Source organism: Escherichia sp. E2748 (genome assembly GCF_005781125.1).
Taxonomy (GTDB): Bacteria; Pseudomonadota; Gammaproteobacteria; order Enterobacterales; family Enterobacteriaceae; genus Escherichia.
Genome location: NZ_VATP01000015.1, coordinates 34,997 through 51,055 on the forward strand (window position 1 = coordinate 34,997; position 16,059 = coordinate 51,055).

General features: G+C 51.3%; 17 protein-coding genes and 1 pseudogene. 8 read left to right on the forward strand and 10 right to left on the reverse strand.

Features of this window, described 5'->3' with window-relative positions; all coding sequences use genetic code 11:
* Window positions 1-111: 111 nt before the first annotated feature.
* The gene (gene pldA, locus FEK42_RS13380) at window positions 112-981 is read right to left on the reverse strand and encodes a phospholipase A (RefSeq protein WP_130223375.1); all 870 of its coding nucleotides are present in this window, start codon (window positions 979-981) and stop codon (window positions 112-114) included.
* 165 nt (window positions 982-1,146) lie between these two features.
* On the opposite strand from pldA, the gene yigI reads away from it, so the two are divergent.
* The 4 genes from yigI (at window position 1,147) to FEK42_RS13400 (ending at window position 3,590) form a co-directional block, all read left to right on the forward strand.
* Window positions 1,147-1,614 carry an acyl-CoA thioesterase YigI gene (gene yigI / locus FEK42_RS13385; protein WP_001277142.1) on the forward strand — a complete coding sequence of 156 codons (468 nt, stop codon included), beginning with the start codon at window positions 1,147-1,149 and terminating at the stop codon, window positions 1,612-1,614.
* A 217-nt stretch (window positions 1,615-1,831) separates the two neighbouring features.
* Window positions 1,832-2,722 carry an EamA family transporter RarD gene (gene rarD, locus FEK42_RS13390; RefSeq protein ID WP_000339104.1) on the forward strand — a complete coding sequence of 297 codons (891 nt, stop codon included), beginning with the start codon at window positions 1,832-1,834 and terminating at the stop codon, window positions 2,720-2,722.
* A gap of 94 nt (window positions 2,723-2,816) precedes the next feature.
* Entirely contained in the window at window positions 2,817-3,197 is a 381-nt protein-coding gene (gene yigG / locus FEK42_RS13395) for a protein YigG (protein ID WP_276606394.1), read from the forward strand.
* 12 nt (window positions 3,198-3,209) lie between these two features.
* Window positions 3,210-3,590, forward strand: coding sequence for a DUF2628 domain-containing protein (locus FEK42_RS13400; RefSeq protein WP_000032581.1), 381 nt, complete (start codon window positions 3,210-3,212; stop codon window positions 3,588-3,590).
* Window positions 3,591-3,630: 40 nt separating this feature from the next.
* On the opposite strand, the gene corA is transcribed toward FEK42_RS13400, so the two are convergent.
* A complete protein-coding gene (corA, locus tag FEK42_RS13405; protein ID WP_130209436.1) occupies window positions 3,631-4,581 on the reverse strand; it encodes a magnesium/cobalt transporter CorA in 951 nt (316 codons plus the stop codon).
* Between the two features lie 150 nt (window positions 4,582-4,731).
* Entirely contained in the window at window positions 4,732-4,788 is a 57-nt protein-coding gene (gene ysgD / locus FEK42_RS23035) for a YsgD/CorL family protein (RefSeq protein WP_212723238.1), read from the reverse strand.
* A 161-nt stretch (window positions 4,789-4,949) separates the two neighbouring features.
* Here ysgD and FEK42_RS13410 point away from each other — a divergent pair, with 161 nt between their 5' ends.
* Together FEK42_RS13410 and FEK42_RS13415 are read left to right on the forward strand one after the other, a co-directional pair.
* Complete coding sequence (locus FEK42_RS13410) at window positions 4,950-5,714, forward strand: phosphodiester glycosidase family protein (RefSeq protein ID WP_130209434.1); 765 nt, start codon at window positions 4,950-4,952, stop codon at window positions 5,712-5,714.
* An 82-nt stretch (window positions 5,715-5,796) separates the two neighbouring features.
* Window positions 5,797-6,699 carry an S-adenosyl-l-methionine hydroxide adenosyltransferase family protein gene (locus FEK42_RS13415; RefSeq protein WP_135493186.1) on the forward strand — a complete coding sequence of 301 codons (903 nt, stop codon included), beginning with the start codon at window positions 5,797-5,799 and terminating at the stop codon, window positions 6,697-6,699.
* A 106-nt stretch (window positions 6,700-6,805) separates the two neighbouring features.
* Here FEK42_RS13415 and uvrD read toward each other — a convergent pair whose 3' ends face one another.
* The 6 genes from uvrD to FEK42_RS13445 form a co-directional block, all read right to left on the reverse strand.
* A complete protein-coding gene (uvrD, locus tag FEK42_RS13420) occupies window positions 6,806-8,968 on the reverse strand; it encodes a DNA helicase II (protein ID WP_000383407.1) in 2,163 nt (720 codons plus the stop codon).
* A gap of 83 nt (window positions 8,969-9,051) precedes the next feature.
* Window positions 9,052-9,768 (reverse strand): 5-amino-6-(5-phospho-D-ribitylamino)uracil phosphatase YigB, encoded by a 717-nt coding sequence (gene yigB / locus FEK42_RS13425; RefSeq protein ID WP_130209430.1) that lies wholly within the window; start codon window positions 9,766-9,768, stop codon window positions 9,052-9,054.
* Window positions 9,768-10,664, reverse strand: coding sequence for a tyrosine recombinase XerC (gene xerC / locus FEK42_RS13430; protein ID WP_130209428.1), 897 nt, complete (start codon window positions 10,662-10,664; stop codon window positions 9,768-9,770). The genes yigB and xerC overlap by 1 nt, the downstream gene beginning before the upstream one ends.
* Window positions 10,661-11,368, reverse strand: a complete 708-nt coding sequence (locus tag FEK42_RS13435) for a DUF484 domain-containing protein (RefSeq protein ID WP_033870662.1) — start codon at window positions 11,366-11,368, stop codon at window positions 10,661-10,663. The genes xerC and FEK42_RS13435 overlap by 4 nt, the downstream gene beginning before the upstream one ends.
* On the reverse strand, window positions 11,365-12,189 hold the full coding sequence (dapF, locus tag FEK42_RS13440) for a diaminopimelate epimerase (RefSeq protein ID WP_001160654.1): 825 nt from the start codon (window positions 12,187-12,189) through the stop codon (window positions 11,365-11,367). Before dapF ends, FEK42_RS13435 begins: the two co-directional genes overlap by 4 nt.
* A gap of 36 nt (window positions 12,190-12,225) precedes the next feature.
* Complete coding sequence (locus FEK42_RS13445) at window positions 12,226-12,429, reverse strand: lipoprotein (RefSeq protein WP_021581201.1); 204 nt, start codon at window positions 12,427-12,429, stop codon at window positions 12,226-12,228.
* Window positions 12,430-12,587: 158 nt separating this feature from the next.
* On the opposite strand from FEK42_RS13445, the pseudogene FEK42_RS13450 reads away from it, so the two are divergent.
* Together FEK42_RS13450 and cyaY are read left to right on the forward strand one after the other, a co-directional pair.
* Window positions 12,588-12,766 (forward strand): annotated as a pseudogene (locus tag FEK42_RS13450) (DKNYY family protein); the annotation flags it as partial.
* A 125-nt stretch (window positions 12,767-12,891) separates the two neighbouring features.
* Entirely contained in the window at window positions 12,892-13,212 is a 321-nt protein-coding gene (gene cyaY, locus FEK42_RS13455; protein ID WP_135493185.1) for an iron donor protein CyaY, read from the forward strand.
* Between the two features lie 39 nt (window positions 13,213-13,251).
* Here cyaY and cyaA read toward each other — a convergent pair whose 3' ends face one another.
* On the reverse strand, window positions 13,252-15,798 hold the full coding sequence (gene cyaA, locus FEK42_RS13460; protein ID WP_131162276.1) for a class I adenylate cyclase: 2,547 nt from the start codon (window positions 15,796-15,798) through the stop codon (window positions 13,252-13,254).
* Window positions 15,799-16,059 lie beyond the last annotated feature (261 nt).

Sequence of the window (16,059 nt, forward strand, 5' to 3'; positions counted from 1 at the left end):
ATAAAAACAGGCGCTATTTTCAGCGCCTGCGCGAGAAACTGCAATGCTTTTAGTCTCTGAGAGGGTAATCCTGGATGCTGGATTCCAGATTTGCCTTTCAATCAACTCACATCAGAACAGGTCGTTTAACATAACTCCCACACCGACGCGGGTCTGGTTAAAGTTATAGTCGATGAGCGATTCGCCATAGCCGCTGTAGACTTGGGTATAAAGACGCACATGTTTGGTGATCGGGTAGCTTAAGCCTAACTCCGCACCACCATAACCGGTGTTCCAGTTGTACTGCCCTTTCGCGCTCAGCACAGCATCACCGAGGTGATAACCAATTTTAAGCTGGTAGTAACCCATATATTTGGTGATGTCCGGGTTATCGTCCGTATTACCGACGACATACCACGGCTTCACTTCTACCAGCCAGTTACCGTTCTCTGCCATCAGGCGGGTGTAGATACGGTTCCAACTACGGGAAGTTGGGTCAGAACGTCCGTTAGAGTCGTGATTATAACCCATCTCTACATCGCGCAGCGTCCAGCCTGCAAAGCTGTAATCGGTGGCGAACCCGAGGAACAATTGCGGTTCATAGTTGGTTTCACGAAACGGTGATGACTCATCGCTATTAGAAAGCTGCCACCAGGATTTCTGGGTGTAGGAAGCGCCCAGTACAGAGTTTGGCCCCAAAATCCCCCGCCACAGCGGAAACGCCAGGCTCAACTGGAACTTTACTTCATCCTTACGCGCGTTTTCTGCCCAGTCGTAACTGGCAATAGCTTCTTTATTCAGATCGCTGGTTTGGGTGTAGATGATGTAGTTGGTGTCGTAAGGATAAAGGGTGAAAGGATTGTCATGCTCCTGCAACATATTGGCGATAATGCTGCCACGTACTGCTGGCGCGTCATGCACATCTTTCACCGTTGCCTCTTGCGCATTTGCCACTATCGGCAGCATACACATCGGCAACAAGCAGCCCAGTAGAGTCCGCATCGATCGTGTTCTCCGTAACGAATTATTGATTAGATGAATATTTTTTCTGCGGGCTATTTTACATACTTAACTCAATTGCCGTTAGTTATCCCTTCCTAAAGTAGAAACCAACAACAAAGACGCATAAAATCAACATTTCATTAACCAATGAAGTGTAAGGATGATATGTCTGCCGTACTGACCGCCGAACAAGCCCTGAAATTAGTGGGTGAAATGTTTGTTTATCACATGCCATTTAACCGCGCATTGGGGATGGAGCTGGAGCGTTACGAAAAAGAATTTGCACAGCTAGCCTTTAAAAATCAGCCGATGATGGTTGGTAACTGGGCGCAAAGCATTTTGCACGGTGGGGTCATTGCGTCGGCGCTGGACGTCGCCGCGGGTCTGGTGTGTGTAGGTAGCACCTTAACCCGCCACGAAACCATCAGTGAGGATGAACTGCGCCAGCGGCTATCGCGGATGGGGACAATTGATCTTCGCGTCGATTATCTACGTCCAGGCAGAGGCGAGCGTTTTACAGCTACCAGTAGCCTGCTGCGTGCGGGTAATAAAGTCGCCGTCGCCCGCGTTGAACTGCACAATGAAGAACAGCTTTATATTGCCAGTGCTACCGCCACCTATATGGTAGGTTGAATACATAAAAGCAGGTAAACTGCTGAGACTTATGACAAACGCAAAATTGCCTGATGCGCTACGCTTATCAGGCCTACCAGAGAAATGCAATATATTGAATTTGCATGGTTTTGTAGGCTGAATAAGGCGTTAACGCTGCATCCGGCATGAACAAAGCACACTTTGTCAGCAAACTGAGCAGGTCAACTGCTATCAACAACAAAAAATGAGTTTTCCAATGGATGCAAAACAAACGCGGCAGGGCGTATTACTCGCTCTTGCCGCTTATTTTATTTGGGGTATCGCCCCAGCGTACTTCAAGCTGATTTACTACGTGCCCGCCGATGAGATCCTGACGCATCGCGTGATCTGGTCGTTTTTCTTTATGGTGGTGCTGATGAGCATCTGCCGCCAGTGGTCCTATTTAAAGACGCTGATTCAGACGCCACAGAAAATTTTTATGCTGGCAGTCTCTGCCGTGCTGATTGGCGGCAACTGGCTACTGTTTATCTGGGCGGTGAATAACCACCATATGCTGGAAGCCAGTCTTGGGTACTTTATTAATCCGCTGGTGAATATAGTGCTGGGGATGATTTTCCTCGGTGAGCGATTCCGCCGGATGCAATGGCTGGCGGTGATTCTGGCGATATGTGGCGTGTTGGTCCAGCTGTGGACTTTTGGTTCGCTGCCAATCATCGCGCTGGGGCTGGCGTTTAGTTTTGCCTTCTACGGCCTGGTACGCAAGAAAATTGCCGTTGAAGCGCAAACCGGCATGTTAATCGAAACCATGTGGCTGCTGCCCGTGGCGGCGATTTACCTGTTTGCTATTGCCGACAGCTCAACCAGCCATATGGGGCAAAATCCTATGTCGCTGAATTTACTGCTGATCGCCGCCGGTATTGTCACTACCGTACCGCTGTTGTGTTTTACCGCCGCTGCGACACGCCTGCGTCTCTCAACGTTAGGCTTTTTCCAGTACATTGGCCCGACGCTGATGTTCCTGCTGGCTGTGACGTTTTATGGTGAAAAACCGGGTGCCGATAAGATGGTGACTTTCGCCTTTATTTGGGTGGCGCTGGCAATTTTTGTGATGGATGCGATTTATACGCAGCGTAGAACGTCCAAATAAAAAATAAATATATTCTGAAAAAATATGCCTGCTCTTGCATGAGAGTGGGCATATTGCCATGCTGACAGGAGACTCACACAAGGATGTAAAATTTATGTTACGTATGTTTATCCCAACATCGAACGGTAAGATTTCCAGACGCCGATATATATTTTCCTTTATTTTAATAAATTTCATTTTTGCCTTTCTTATTGTTTTTTTTAACGATGGGGAAGCTGGTTTTCTTGTTATAGTCTCTACCATCGCACTCCATTATCTCGTCATCAATATGAATTGCCAACGACTCCGTGATAGTGGTTTCATATATATAAAAACTTATGTTTTTGGTACATTAGCAGTATATATCATCTCTATCATCACAATGATAGCCGAAGATTTTGCCTGTTCAGGCAATGGTTCGATGATTTTTTTAATTTTCTACTTTTCCACTTTCAGTATGCTAATGCTTGCACCTACTGATTCATCAAAACAATAGTACGGAGTATTTATGAGTAAGGAATATATGAACGATGGTTCATTAAGTGAAAAATGGAAATATCGATTTAATTTTTATGATCAACATGGTTTTCCTGGATTCTGGGGGGCAACACCAGAATATAAAGCAGCATTTAAAGCATTAAAAGTAAGACAACGCTTAACTATTCAAATGAATTTCATTGCTTTCTTCTGTTCCTGGATATATTTATTTGTCCTGGGATTATGGAAAAAAGCAATTATAGTTCTATTACTTGGTATTCTATCTCTATTTGTTGGTGCACTAATTGGCGTTAACATTCTGGGAATTGCCGTAGCAGCCTATGTTGCTGTTAACACGAACAAATGGTTCTATGAGAAAGAAGTAAAAGGGTTAAATACCTGGAGCCTTTGAATAACAGGTGGCTTAGCCAGGCTAAGCCACCGCCTTCTTTTTACAGCCAGTTCTTGCGCTTAAAGTACAGATACGGTGCCAGGCCTGCGAGGATCATAAAGATAATCGCTGCCGGGTAGCCGAAGCTCCACTTCAACTCTGGCATAAACTCAAAGTTCATCCCGTAGCTGGAAGCAACCAGCGTTGGCGGCAGGAACACGACGGATACCACCGAGAAGATCTTGATGATGCGGTTCTGCTCGATGTTGATAAAGCCCATCGCCGCCTGCATCAGGAAGTTCACCTTCTGGAACAAGGATTCGTTATGCGGCAGCAGGGATTCGATATCTCGCAGGATTTCACGCGCCTGCTCCAGTTGCCCACCCGGTAAGCGTGCTTTACGTACCAGGAAGTTGAGCGCGCGCTGGGTATCCATCAGACACAGGCGAACTTTCCAGCCGATATCTTCCAGTTCTGCCAATGTGGAGAGTGCCTCGTCGTACTCATCGCCCTGACGCCCTTCCATAATCACCCGGCTCAGTTGCTCCAGATCGCTGTAGATGTTTTCAATTTCATCCGCTAACTGTTCGATTTTGGTTTCGAACAGATCCAGCAGCAGCTCGTAAGCGTTACCGTCTACCATCGACTGGCTGCGGGCGCGCATACGATACAGACGAAATGCAGGCAGCTCGCGTTCACGCAGTGTAAACAGACGACCATCGCGGATGGTAAATGCTACAGTAGAGTTACCGGCGTGATCTTCCGCATCTTCAAAGAAGAAGAAGGAGTGAATATGCAGGCCGTCATCGTCTTCAAAGAAACGCGCCGATGCTTCGATGTCTTCCAGTTCCGGGCGAGTTGCCAGGCTCTGGCCAAGTTCAGATTGTACGCGCAGTCGCTCGTCGTCATCCGGTTCGACAAGATCAATCCATACTGCATTTACAAGGGGTTGTGACTCTTCGACTTCCAGCCGGGTCAGTCGGTTATTTTCCAGTTGAAATGCGCTCAGCATGACCGGGACTCCCAATGCTTAAAATATCGGACAGTTCGGTGGGCACACAGAAACAAATTGGGTTTCAGACCATTAAACAGCCTGACTCAGCGCGACGGGAAAATTGAGGTCGCTGACAACCGCTAAGGCTATCAGCAAAAGGGGATAGCCTTAGGAGTTGATCCTGGATGACAGGATAATGAGCCAGTATCTACTGGGTGTGTCCAAGGCGAATGTCCTCTTAGAGTGATCGTGCGCGCATGTTACGCCAGCAAAATTTTGCCGTCAACACGCAACAGAACACCACAGAACAATAGTTGAACTTCGCGCTTTTTGGTACTCGTCAAGGTCATTAACAGGATAAAAAAATCCCACATCCAGGACCTATAATGGCGCATCGGCTACTCATTGGTAAAGGAATGATCACCTTGAATCTCAAACGGATTTTTCTCGCTCTCACCTTGCTCCCCTTGTTTGCTGTTGCTGCTGATGACTGCGCACTCTCTGACCCAACGCTGACTGTGCAGGCGTATACCGTTAATCCTCAAACCGAACGGGTGAAAATGTACTGGCAAAAAGCCAATGGCGAAGCGTGGGGAACGTTACATGCGCTGCTGGCTGATGTTAATAATCAGGATCAGGTTCAGATGGTGATGAACGGCGGCATCTATGATGAAAGCTATGCGCCGCTCGGTTTGTACATCGAAAACGGTCAGCAGAAAGTGGCGTTAAATCTCGCCTCGGGGGAAGGTAATTTCTTTATCCGTCCTGGCGGCGTTTTTTATGTTGCGGGAAATAAAGTCGGCATCGTTCGTTTGGATGCCTTTAAAGCCAGTAAAGAGATTCAGTTTGCGGTGCAGTCAGGGCCAATGCTGATGGAAAATGGCGTAATTAATCCGCGTATTCATCCCAACGTCGCCTCACGCAAAATCCGTAACGGTGTGGGGATTAATAAACAAGGGAACGCTGTGTTTTTGTTGAGCCAGCAGGCGACAAATTTTTATGATTTTGCCTGTTATGCCAAAGCGAAACTGGACGTCGAGCAGCTGCTTTATCTTGATGGCACGATTTCACATATGTATGTGAAAGGCGGGGCAATCCCGTGGCAACGCTATCCTTTTGTTACCATGATTTCCGTCGAGCGGAAAAGTTAAGCATTGTACACTCGAGGAGGCCAGACAAACTGGGGCTGGCTACACAGCAGGAAAATCATCAGATAAATGAAGGGAAACAAAAATGAAAAAAACGCTCGCAACGTTATTTTTATTAACGTGTCTGGGATCATCGTCCGCTTATGCGGATAACGCTTTGATTTTACAAACGGATTTTAGCCTGAAAGATGGGGCCGTCTCGGCGATGAAAGGCGTCGCTTTCGGCGTTGACCATAATCTTAAAATCTTTGATTTAACCCACGAAATTCCACCGTATAACATCTGGGAAGGTGCTTATCGCCTGTATCAGACTGCCAGTTACTGGCCGCAAGGTTCGGTGTTTGTCAGTGTGGTCGATCCGGGCGTAGGCACTGACCGTAAATCGGTGGTGCTGAAAACCAAAAACGGTCAGTACTTCGTTTCACCAGACAACGGTACGCTCACTTTGGTGGCGGAATCGCTGGGTATTGAGAGCGTCCGGCAAATAGATGAAAAAACCAACCGCCTGAAAGGTTCTGAAAAGTCATATACCTTCCACGGTCGCGATGTATATGCCTACACCGGTGCGCGTCTGGCTTCCGGAGCGATCACGTTCGAGCAGGTGGGGCCGGAGCTTCCTGCAAAAGTTGTCGAACTGCCTTATCAGAAAGCGAAAGCGACAAAAGGTGAAGTGAAGGGCAATATCCCGATTCTTGATATTCAGTACGGTAACGTCTGGAGCAATATCAGCGACGAGTTGTTGAATCAGGCGGGGATCAAACTCAACGATACGTTATGTGTGACCATTTCCGAAGGTTCCGAGAAAAAATACGAAGGGAAAATGCCGTATGTCGCCAGCTTCGGCGATGTGCCGGAAGGCCAGCCGATGGTCTATCTGAACAGCTTATTGAATGTTTCCGTGGCGCTGAATATGGATAATTTCGCGCAGAAACATCAGGTTGCGTCTGGTGCTGACTGGAATATTAATGTGAAGAAGTGCGCTAAGTAAGGTGCTGATGCCGGATGCGGCGTAAACGCCTTATCCGGCCTACCGGGTGCCATTTCTGTAGGCCGAATAAGGTGCGCAGCACCTCATCCCGCAACGGAATCATAAATTACACCGTCTCCAGCCGGGCGTAAGCTGCCACCAGCCATTTAATTCCCTGGCCCTGGAATGCCACCTGCAAACGGCTATGCTCGCCGCTGCCTTCCATATTGACGATAGTGCCTTCACCAAACTTGGCGTGGCGCACGCGCTGGCCGAGTTTGTAGCCGCTGTCATTCTCGACCATTGGCGTCCCCATCCGCTGATGGCTGACCGGGCGGCTTACCGTGGCGCGCAGGCGCACCTCTTCCACACACTCTTCCGGCAGCTCGCCAATAAAGCGCGACGGGCGATGGTAAACCTCTTTGCCATACAGACGGCGAGTTTCCGCGTAGGTCAGCGTCAGTTTCTGCATCGCGCGGGTTACGCCAACGTAGGCCAGACGGCGTTCTTCTTCCAGACGCCCGCCTTCATCCAGCGACATTTGGCTTGGGAACATGCCCTCTTCCATACCAACGATAAACACCTGCGGAAACTCCAGACCTTTCGCCGAGTGTAGCGTCATCAACTGCACCGCATCCTGCCAGGTATCCGCCTGCCCTTCACCTGCTTCCAGTGCCGCATGGGAGAGGAACGCCTGCAGAGGCATTAAATCTTCGTCTTCTTCGTTGTAGCTGAACTGGCGCGTTGCCGTCACCAGTTCCTCTAAGTTTTCGATACGCGTCTGGCCTTTTTCGCCCTTCTCCTGCTCGTACATGGTGCGCAGGCCGGAGTCTTTAATTACCCGGTCAGTCTGTACATGTAGAGGCATATCGGCAGTTTCCTGCGCTAAGGCGTCGATTAATTCCATAAACCGTTGCAAGGCGCTGGCTGCACGTCCGGCGAGGGCTTTTTCCTGCAACAGTTCACGGCACGCCTGCCAGAGTGTTAACTGGCGATCGCGCGATGTCTGACGTACCACGTCCAGCGTCCGGTCACCAATACCCCGTGTTGGTGTATTCACCACACGCTCAAAGGCCGCGTCGTCGTTGCGGTTGGCAATCAGGCGCAGATACGAGAGCGCATCTTTGATTTCCTGACGTTCGAAGAAGCGCATCCCGCCGTAAATACGGTACGGCATACTCGCCTGCAATAACGCCTCTTCCAGCACACGCGACTGGGCGTTGCTGCGGTAGAGAATGGCGCACTCGGCAAGTGCCCCGCCGTTGTCCTGCCAGGTTTTGATGCGGTTAACCACAAAACGCGCTTCATCGAGTTCGTTAAAGGCACAATAGAGGGAAATCGGCTCGCCGTCCGCGCCATCGGTCCACAGTTTTTTACCCAGACGCCCGTTGTTGTTTTCAATCAGGGCGTTAGCGGCGCTCAGAATATTGCTGGTAGAGCGGTAGTTCTGCTCCAGACGGATAGTTTCAGCACCGGGGAAATCATTGAGGAAACGCTGAATGTTCTCGACCTGCGCCCCGCGCCAGCCGTAGATTGACTGGTCGTCATCACCGACGATCATCACCTTGCCAGTGTCGCCCGCCAGCAGGCGGATCCACGCGTACTGAATGTTGTTGGTATCCTGGAATTCGTCCACCAGGATGTTGGTAAAACGTTCGCGGTAGTGTTGCAGGATATGCGGCTTGTTAAGCCACAGTTCGTGGGCGCGCAGCAGCAGCTCGGCGAAGTCCACCAGGCCCGCGCGGTCACACGCTTCCTGATACGCCTGATACACCTTCTGCCAGGTCTGCTCCACCGGGTTACCATAGCTCTGAATGTGATGCGGGCGCAGCCCTTCATCTTTCTGGCTGTTGATGTACCACATTGCCTGGCGCGGTGGCCACTGCTTCTCGTCGAGGTTCATCGCCTTGATCAGACGCTTAAGCAGGCGCAGCTGGTCTTCACTATCGAGGATCTGGAAATCCTGCGGCAGGTTGGCGTCCATGTGGTGCGCACGCAGCAGGCGGTGCGCCAGCCCGTGGAAGGTGCCGACCCACATGCCGCCCTGGCTGGTGCCCATCAGTTGCCCGATACGATGACGCATCTCCGCCGCCGCTTTGTTGGTAAACGTCACCGCCATAATCGAGTATGGCGAGCAGTTTTCCACGCTCATCAGCCAGGCGATACGATGCACCAGTACGCGCGTCTTACCACTGCCCGCGCCCGCCAGCACCAGAAGGTTGCTGCGTGGCGCGGCCACCGCTTCGCGCTGTTTGTCATTAAGGCTATCGAGCAGGTAAGAAACGTCCATTGGCACCGCCGCGTAAAAATAGGTTGGGCGGAGAAGCGCAACGCCCTCCGCCAAAAAGCTGGGTATATATACAGATTTGCTGATTATATCAGCGAGGTCAGAGATGCCAACCGGGAAATTTCCAGATGCGGGAGTAAACGGCTGTCCCAGGTTTGCATCAGATCGCCATTTTCCGGTCTGATCCAACAGGCCTGCATTCCGCTGCGAATTGCCCCGCCCACGTCAGTGGTGAGATCGTCCCCGACATGTAAGATCTCGCCGATCGGCACGTTGAGTTTTTCCGCCGCCAGGAAGTACATATCGCTGAACGGTTTTGAGCGCCCGTGTGGGCCAGCACGCAGCACAAACTCAAAGTAGTCGCCCAGGCCAAACAGCTCCGGCTGGGCGTTACCGTTGGTGATCGCCACCAGCGGCCATTTCTTCGCCAGCTGTTTTAAGGTGTCGTGGGTTTGCTGCGGAACATCGATCCGGCTACGCCATTTGGCAAAGTTGATCATTGCCGCGTGTGCGCCGGCACTGGCTTCTTCCGCACTCAGCCCAGCGTCGAGCATCGCTTGTTCAATCGAACGAAAACGCCAGCGCGTTACGTCGTGATAAATCTCGGGTTCCGCTTCCCGTACCGTCTGACGCAGACGTTGCAGATCTTCATTCTGGAAGCTGCGCAGCGCCGGATGATAATTTTGCACAAAGATAAGAGCTTCTTGCTCGGTACGTTGGATCACCGGACGGTTATCATAAAGGGTATCATCCAGGTCAAAAGTGAGCGCCGAGATGCGCCCCAAAGGCCGGTAAAAACGCATTATTTCCCCCGTTTGGCGCGTGGATGCGCCGCATCGTACACCGAGGCAAGGTGTTGAAAATCAAGATGAGTATAGATTTGCGTGGTGGAGAGGTTGGCATGACCCAGCAGCTCCTGCACACCACGAAGATCGCCGCTCGACTCCAGCATATGCGTGGCGAACGAGTGACGTAATTTATGCGGGTGAACGTGATTATTCAGCCCTTGTTTTATGCCCCATTCGGCAAAGCGTTTCTGCACATTACGCGCGGAGATACGCTTGCCCAGTTTCGACAGAAAAAGCGCGTCGTCTTCGCTACCAAACAGGTCGCGCAAATCAAGCCAGTGCTCAATCCACGCCACGGCGTTGCGACCAATCGGCAGGCGGCGCTCTTTGCTGCCTTTCCCCATTACCCACACTTCACCAGACTCCAGGTCGAGGTGTTTGATATCCAGCCCCACCAGTTCGGAAAGACGCAGGCCCGCGCCGTACATCACTTCCAGCATTGCCCGGTCGCGCACGGCGAGGGGATCGTTGATATCGATATCCAGCAGCCGATTCATATCGTCGACGTCGATATTCTTCGGCAGATGACGTGGCGCTTTCGGTGCTGAAACACCTTTCGCCGGGTTGGCTTTGAGCTCGTTCTGGCTGACCAGCCAGTCAAAAAAGCTACGTAGCGCAGAGAGGCGTAATGCGAGGCTTGCCGCGCCCAGCCCTTTACGGCGACTGCGTACAGCAAAATTGCGCACCATCGTCACATCACATTGCTGCCAGCTTTGCAGGCCGTTTTCGCTGGCAAAATTGATGATCGCCTCAAGCTGGCGCTGGTAGTTAAGCAGGGTTATCGGACTAAGCTGACGCTCCACGCTCAGATAACGTAGATAGCGTTCTACATCGGTATGTAAATTGGTCATACGCGTTCAATCCAACGCTCCAGAAGCTCCGGCAACATCAGCGCAATTTCATCAAGTAACTGCGTTCCCTGCCCTTGTTGATAGTGATTAGCATCGCGACTGGTGAACAGCACTACGCCTAAATCAGCATCGCTTCCCAGCATCGACATCGCCACCGATCCCACCGCTTTCGCTTCCGGTAGCACCACCAGCAGCTCCGGCCCGTTAAGCGGCCCCAGATAGTGCTGCTCCTGCCCCAGACGCTGAATACGCAGTGGTTCGAAAGCCTGACGGTTTAATGCCAGATGAGTATGGTTCGACGGCGCACCTAAGCGCCAACGATCCGGAAACAGGCGCACACTCGCGCCCGCCAGCCCTAAATCACGCGCCCAGCGGTGAAAACGCATCAGCATATCGTCGAGACTGCTGGCGGCGGTGAGACTACGCTGCAAGTAGAGTAAGCGATAAAACAGGCCTTCGTTGGCGATAGCCTGTTCCATCAACAGCGACATGTTCTCTTCCAGAACATGAATATGGTTACGCGCGCGAGCCAGATGCCACTCGACCAGCGAAACGGTACCACGTACCGGATGCGGCACACGTATCGCTTCTACTGCGTGCGCATTGCGGATAAAAAACTCAGGATTTTTAATCAGATAATCGACAACCGCCCGGTCATCAAGCTCCGTGAGTGTTTCCTGTAGTTCTTCCCCTGGTTGCTTCATAGATGAATAAATCCGTCGTAAACATGTACTGCCGGACCCGTCATATATAACGGATGACCCGGACCTTTCCAGGCGATATCAAGACGACCACCAGGGAGTTCCACACGTACTTCTTCGGCCAGCAAACCTTGCTGAATCCCTACCGCCACCGCCGCACACGCGCCGCTGCCGCAGGCCTGGGTTTCTCCTGCCCCACGCTCATAAACGCGTAAACGAATATGCTCGCGCTTAACCACTTGCATAAAACCGATATTGGCGCGCTCCGGGAAACGTTCGTGGCTTTCCAGAACAGGGCCAAGCGTTTCTACCGCCGCGGTATCGACATCATCGACCTGAATCACGCAGTGCGGATTTCCCATCGACACCACACCGCATAAGATTGTCTGCTCGGCGGCGCGCATAATATAGGTCTTTTCCGCTTTGTTAGCGCGAAACGGCACAGCGGAAGGTTCGAAGTTGGGCTCGCCCATATTTACGCGGACCAGATCATCATCGGTGACGGTCAGAACCATCCGCCCGTTGGCAGTGCTGACGCGGATATCGCGCTTATTGGTCAGCCCTTTCAGACGCACAAAACGGGCAAAGCAGCGCGCGCCGTTGCCGCACTGCGCCACTTCACTGCCATCAGCATTAAAAATGCGATAGTGAAAATCCAGTTCAGGATCGTAAGGCGGCTCAACCACCAGCAACTGGTCAAACCCTACCCCCAGGTGCCGATCCGCCAGGCGACGAATCAGCTCCGGTGAAAAAAAGACATTCTGCGTTACCGCGTCGACGACCATAAAATCGTTGCCAAGGCCATGCATTTTCGAGAACTGCATCATTTACTCCAATCACGCGGGTACAGAAACTGACTTTTAGTAATTCACCTGGGATGGGCCATCGCCTGTGGCGCGGTCGTTTTTATCCGGCAACGTGGATTGCGTTTGCGTCTCTACCGGTTTGGTCGGCGGCGGTGCGTTTTTATCTGCAGGCGGGAAATAGAGCGGACCTTTCAGACCGCAGCCCGTCAGGCTGAAGAGAGTAAGTAATACAGTGAGTGCCTTAAACACGTTTTTCATTATGGATTGCCTGTAAAGTTCATCGCTTTCTGCTTTCTATCATCGCAGGAGAAGGCGTAAAAGCAAGCATTTAGCGACTCTTTATGAAGTCTGAAAAGTGAGGATTTGCTGCGAGTATAACGCTTACACGTGGGGATTTATGTTTTGCTGGTGGTTTCGTGATCGGCACCTCGCGCCAGGATGGCTTTATGCACTATCGCAATGTGGTTTGTTTGTTGTCTTTTTTAGTTCCGTCAGCGTGGGGATGCTCGCTCGGTGAACCTGATCATAATGTTTACCAGAAACAGGGAAAGGCGTGGTGTACCTGCGCCCTAATGAAGAGACAAATCTTTCGCTATACAGAGACATTATTATTCCGGTGACGGATGAATCATGCCGGAACGCAGCAGCAGAGGTGCAACCTTTGAAGCCCTGACCCCATGCCGCTATACTGCCGCCATCACTTAAAAACAGGATACAACAATGAACGACAGTGAATTTCATCGCCTGGCTGACCAACTGTGGCTAACCATTGAAGAGCATCTGGACGACTGGGATGGCGACAGCGATATCGACTGCGAAATCAACGGTGGCGTGCTGACCATTACCTTTGAGAACGGCAGCAAAATCATTATCAACCGCCAGGAACCGCTGCACCAGGTATGGCTGGCAACCAAACAGGGCGGCTACCATTTTGATCTGAAAGGCGACGAGTGGATTTGCGACCGTAGCGGTGAAACCTTATGGGATTTGCTGGAACAGGCGGCAACGCAGCAGGCGGGTGAAACAGTCAGTTTCCGCTAAAATTGCATGCCGGATAAGCCTCGCTTTCCGGCTCGCTCATCACGAAAAATACTGCTGTAATAGCGGCGTATCGTTGTCCTGATTGGCAGGCGGCATGTTGCCAATAGATTTGGTTCGGAACGGAATCACCTGTTCGCGACCATCGACCTTCACAATCTGATAGAACTGCGGCAGGTTGAAGTTAATGAAGCTAGAGCCGTAGGTAAAACGGTCGTGCGATGACGAGTAGAAGCGGCTGACGTCACGCACCAGCTCCTCTTTGCTACCTTCGCAGTGGTGATACACCTCAACTCGGTTGCTTTCGTCGAGAATGTAGATATTAAAGCCATTCTCGTCTTGCGTTTCTTCGAAGAAAAACTGGATGATCCCTTCGCTGGCAAAGCCGTCCACCACCGCCGGTAATTTGACGTGATTGGTTTCAACCTGCACTGACAGGCCGTGCAGTTTGTTATGCGAAATAGCGCCATAAAACTCGATGGCGTTCTCCAGTTTCTGTACCGATACATTCAGGCGTTCGAAGAACAAACCCCAGGTTTGACCAGAAACGCGCAGTGCCTTGAAGCGCCCAGTTTCCTGGCGGGTGCTGGAAAGACGCAGTTCAATACACTCAGAAACCAGTTGCTGCACGCGGGTGCGAATTAAACCGCGCAGATGCTGGCTGTAGCAGAAGACTTCCACGCTATCGGGCGGTGCGGCGTCCTGATGCATTTTGCCGAGAATGGTTTTCAGGGCTTCAATCATCGACTGCTCACCGTTGAAGTGCAGCGTACGCACTTCGTTCCACGAGTTGCGGTACAGCAAGTCAACACTACCCACCAGGCATTTTTGCTCTTCACCAAAGCTGAAAACATCCAGCTTACGAAAATCGAAATGTACTACCTGGTTACGGAATGCCGTCGTCGGGTCATATTCCAGATTAACAATTATTGCCAGATGGCGAATTTCACATGGACTGTAGAGCGCTTTTGGCGTCGGTGCGGGCAGACGCAATGGGAAGTGGTGCGACACATCGGCCACCATCTCTTGCAACTTCGGCAGATCAACAATGCCATTGCCCTTAATGTACAAGCGTGTACGTGAAGTCAACAGGCCGTTAAACCACGCCCAGGCCACTAGCTTATTCAGGTAACGGTTATATTCCAGCGGCTGATGGCTGATGATCGACTCAATATTTGGCGCACGGTTATACAGATACCAACCTGAACGGTTAGCACGGCCCGGCGGTACATAAATAAAGGTCAGATTCGGTTCCGAGAGATCAGGTGAAATCTGCGGGTTTACCAGCGTCACTTTACCCGGTAATGCTTCAAACGCGGCGTACAGTTTACGCGTCAGCACGCCGATATCCTGCGGGCTGGCGGAGACGCTAAGGTTATTGCGGCGCGCAAAGCGGATCAGATTACGGTAGCTCTGCATCATTGCGTCGAGCAGCTCGTTGTGCGCCTCACGTACCTGATCAATCTTCCAGTTAGCGCGGTTATCGAGCATTGCCAGACGAGCATCGTCCCATTCCCACTCTTTCACCAACTGGCTTAACACTTCACGACGCCAGCCTACGCAGGCGCGTTCACGGCTGAGTTTTTCGCACACTTTTAAATAGAAGCAGCGGCGTACTAAATCCAGACGGGTGAAATCTTCAATCGCCGTCAGGTATTCAGTAACACGCTCCAGCATCATGCAGTACGGATCGAGGCCAAACGACACAATCTCGCCGTCGTGCAAACGCTGTTTGATATCTTTCGCCAGCAGGCGTGGATTCGGATATTCCCAGGAATAGGCTTCCAGCAGCAGTGTCTTCAGCACCGCTTTGTACGGGGAATCGATACTTTTGTAGAGTTGCCAAAGGCTGGCACCAAAGTACTCTTCAGCAGAAAGCGAGCTTAAGCCGCCGAGATCCAGCCATTCATTTGGCGTCAGCACGCCCTGCGCGTAGAGCGTCATTACGTAGTCATCGTAATGCTCTTCTTCGTCGCAAGGCACCATATTCCACAGAATACGCTTACCGGCGAGACGCACGGCGGTACGGTAAAATTCATCAAGAAGCAGTATATGCTGGGTGGAGCCGCAATCTTCGCCCCCCAGACTGCCACTCTCGTTGTGACGGAAACGGTTTTCATCAATCAGGAAGAAGCTAACTTCCACCCCGAGCGAGGCGGCCCAGCTTTCCAGCAGGCTACATTTACGTTGTAGTAACTGGCGCTCTTCGCTATCGAGCCAGGATTGATGACAGACCCAGATATCCAGGTCAGAGGAACAACTTTGCCCTACCGACGAAGTACTGCCCATGGTGTATACACCAGTAATCGGAAGCTCGCCTTTCGGCGGGTCCTGTACTGACATTCCACGATACAGTTCAAGTTCGTTCAGGTAGTGGCGTTGGGTTTCATCAGGCGTGTAAAGGCAAATGCCTTTGGGAACGTTACCATCAAGGTAACCCGGCATTAGCGGATGGTGATAGTGCAACAATGTCGGCAGCAGACTGTAAACCTGTTGGAATGCAGGCCCCATGGCAGCAAGCGCGCGATCCACGCGCAATTGATTTATGGCATCCAGTCTCTGTTTCAGAGTCTCAATATAGAGGTACAAGACGTATCGCCTGATTTGCTACCCGTCATGTCTGTGATTCCGGCAACATCAACGGAAACACGCGGCATTCGGGATATTTCGTATGTCAAAGGTAACTGTTACCACTTTCCGCGCCTGGTTTTTTTAGTTTCACGACGAAAAAATGGTCTAAAACGTGATCAATTTAACACCTTGCTGATTGACCGTAAAGAAAGATGCGCTACATACAAGTGTAGCACCGTTTATTCTCTGTAAATTCCTTATTACGACGGCTTGAAGCGC

Coding starts and splice junctions, on each gene's coding strand:
- yigI (WP_001277142.1), top strand. CDS start 1,147: ATGTCTGCCGTACTGACCGCCGAACAAGCCCTGAAATTAGTGGGTGAA.
- yigB (WP_130209430.1), bottom strand. CDS start 9,768: ATGCGTTTTTACCGGCCTTTGGGGCGCATCTCGGCGCTCACTTTTGAC.
- dapF (WP_001160654.1), bottom strand. CDS start 12,189: ATGCAGTTCTCGAAAATGCATGGCCTTGGCAACGATTTTATGGTCGTC.
- FEK42_RS13435 (WP_033870662.1), bottom strand. CDS start 11,368: ATGAAGCAACCAGGGGAAGAACTACAGGAAACACTCACGGAGCTTGAT.
- rarD (WP_000339104.1), top strand. CDS start 1,832: ATGGATGCAAAACAAACGCGGCAGGGCGTATTACTCGCTCTTGCCGCT.
- cyaY (WP_135493185.1), top strand. CDS start 12,892: ATGAACGACAGTGAATTTCATCGCCTGGCTGACCAACTGTGGCTAACC.
- yigG (WP_276606394.1), top strand. CDS start 2,817: ATGTTACGTATGTTTATCCCAACATCGAACGGTAAGATTTCCAGACGC.
- uvrD (WP_000383407.1), bottom strand. CDS start 8,968: ATGGACGTTTCTTACCTGCTCGATAGCCTTAATGACAAACAGCGCGAA.
- xerC (WP_130209428.1), bottom strand. CDS start 10,664: ATGACCAATTTACATACCGATGTAGAACGCTATCTACGTTATCTGAGC.
- FEK42_RS13415 (WP_135493186.1), top strand. CDS start 5,797: ATGAAAAAAACGCTCGCAACGTTATTTTTATTAACGTGTCTGGGATCA.
- FEK42_RS13400 (WP_000032581.1), top strand. CDS start 3,210: ATGAGTAAGGAATATATGAACGATGGTTCATTAAGTGAAAAATGGAAA.
- pldA (WP_130223375.1), bottom strand. CDS start 981: ATGCGGACTCTACTGGGCTGCTTGTTGCCGATGTGTATGCTGCCGATA.
- FEK42_RS13410 (WP_130209434.1), top strand. CDS start 4,950: ATGGCGCATCGGCTACTCATTGGTAAAGGAATGATCACCTTGAATCTC.
- corA (WP_130209436.1), bottom strand. CDS start 4,581: ATGCTGAGCGCATTTCAACTGGAAAATAACCGACTGACCCGGCTGGAA.
- FEK42_RS13445 (WP_021581201.1), bottom strand. CDS start 12,429: ATGAAAAACGTGTTTAAGGCACTCACTGTATTACTTACTCTCTTCAGC.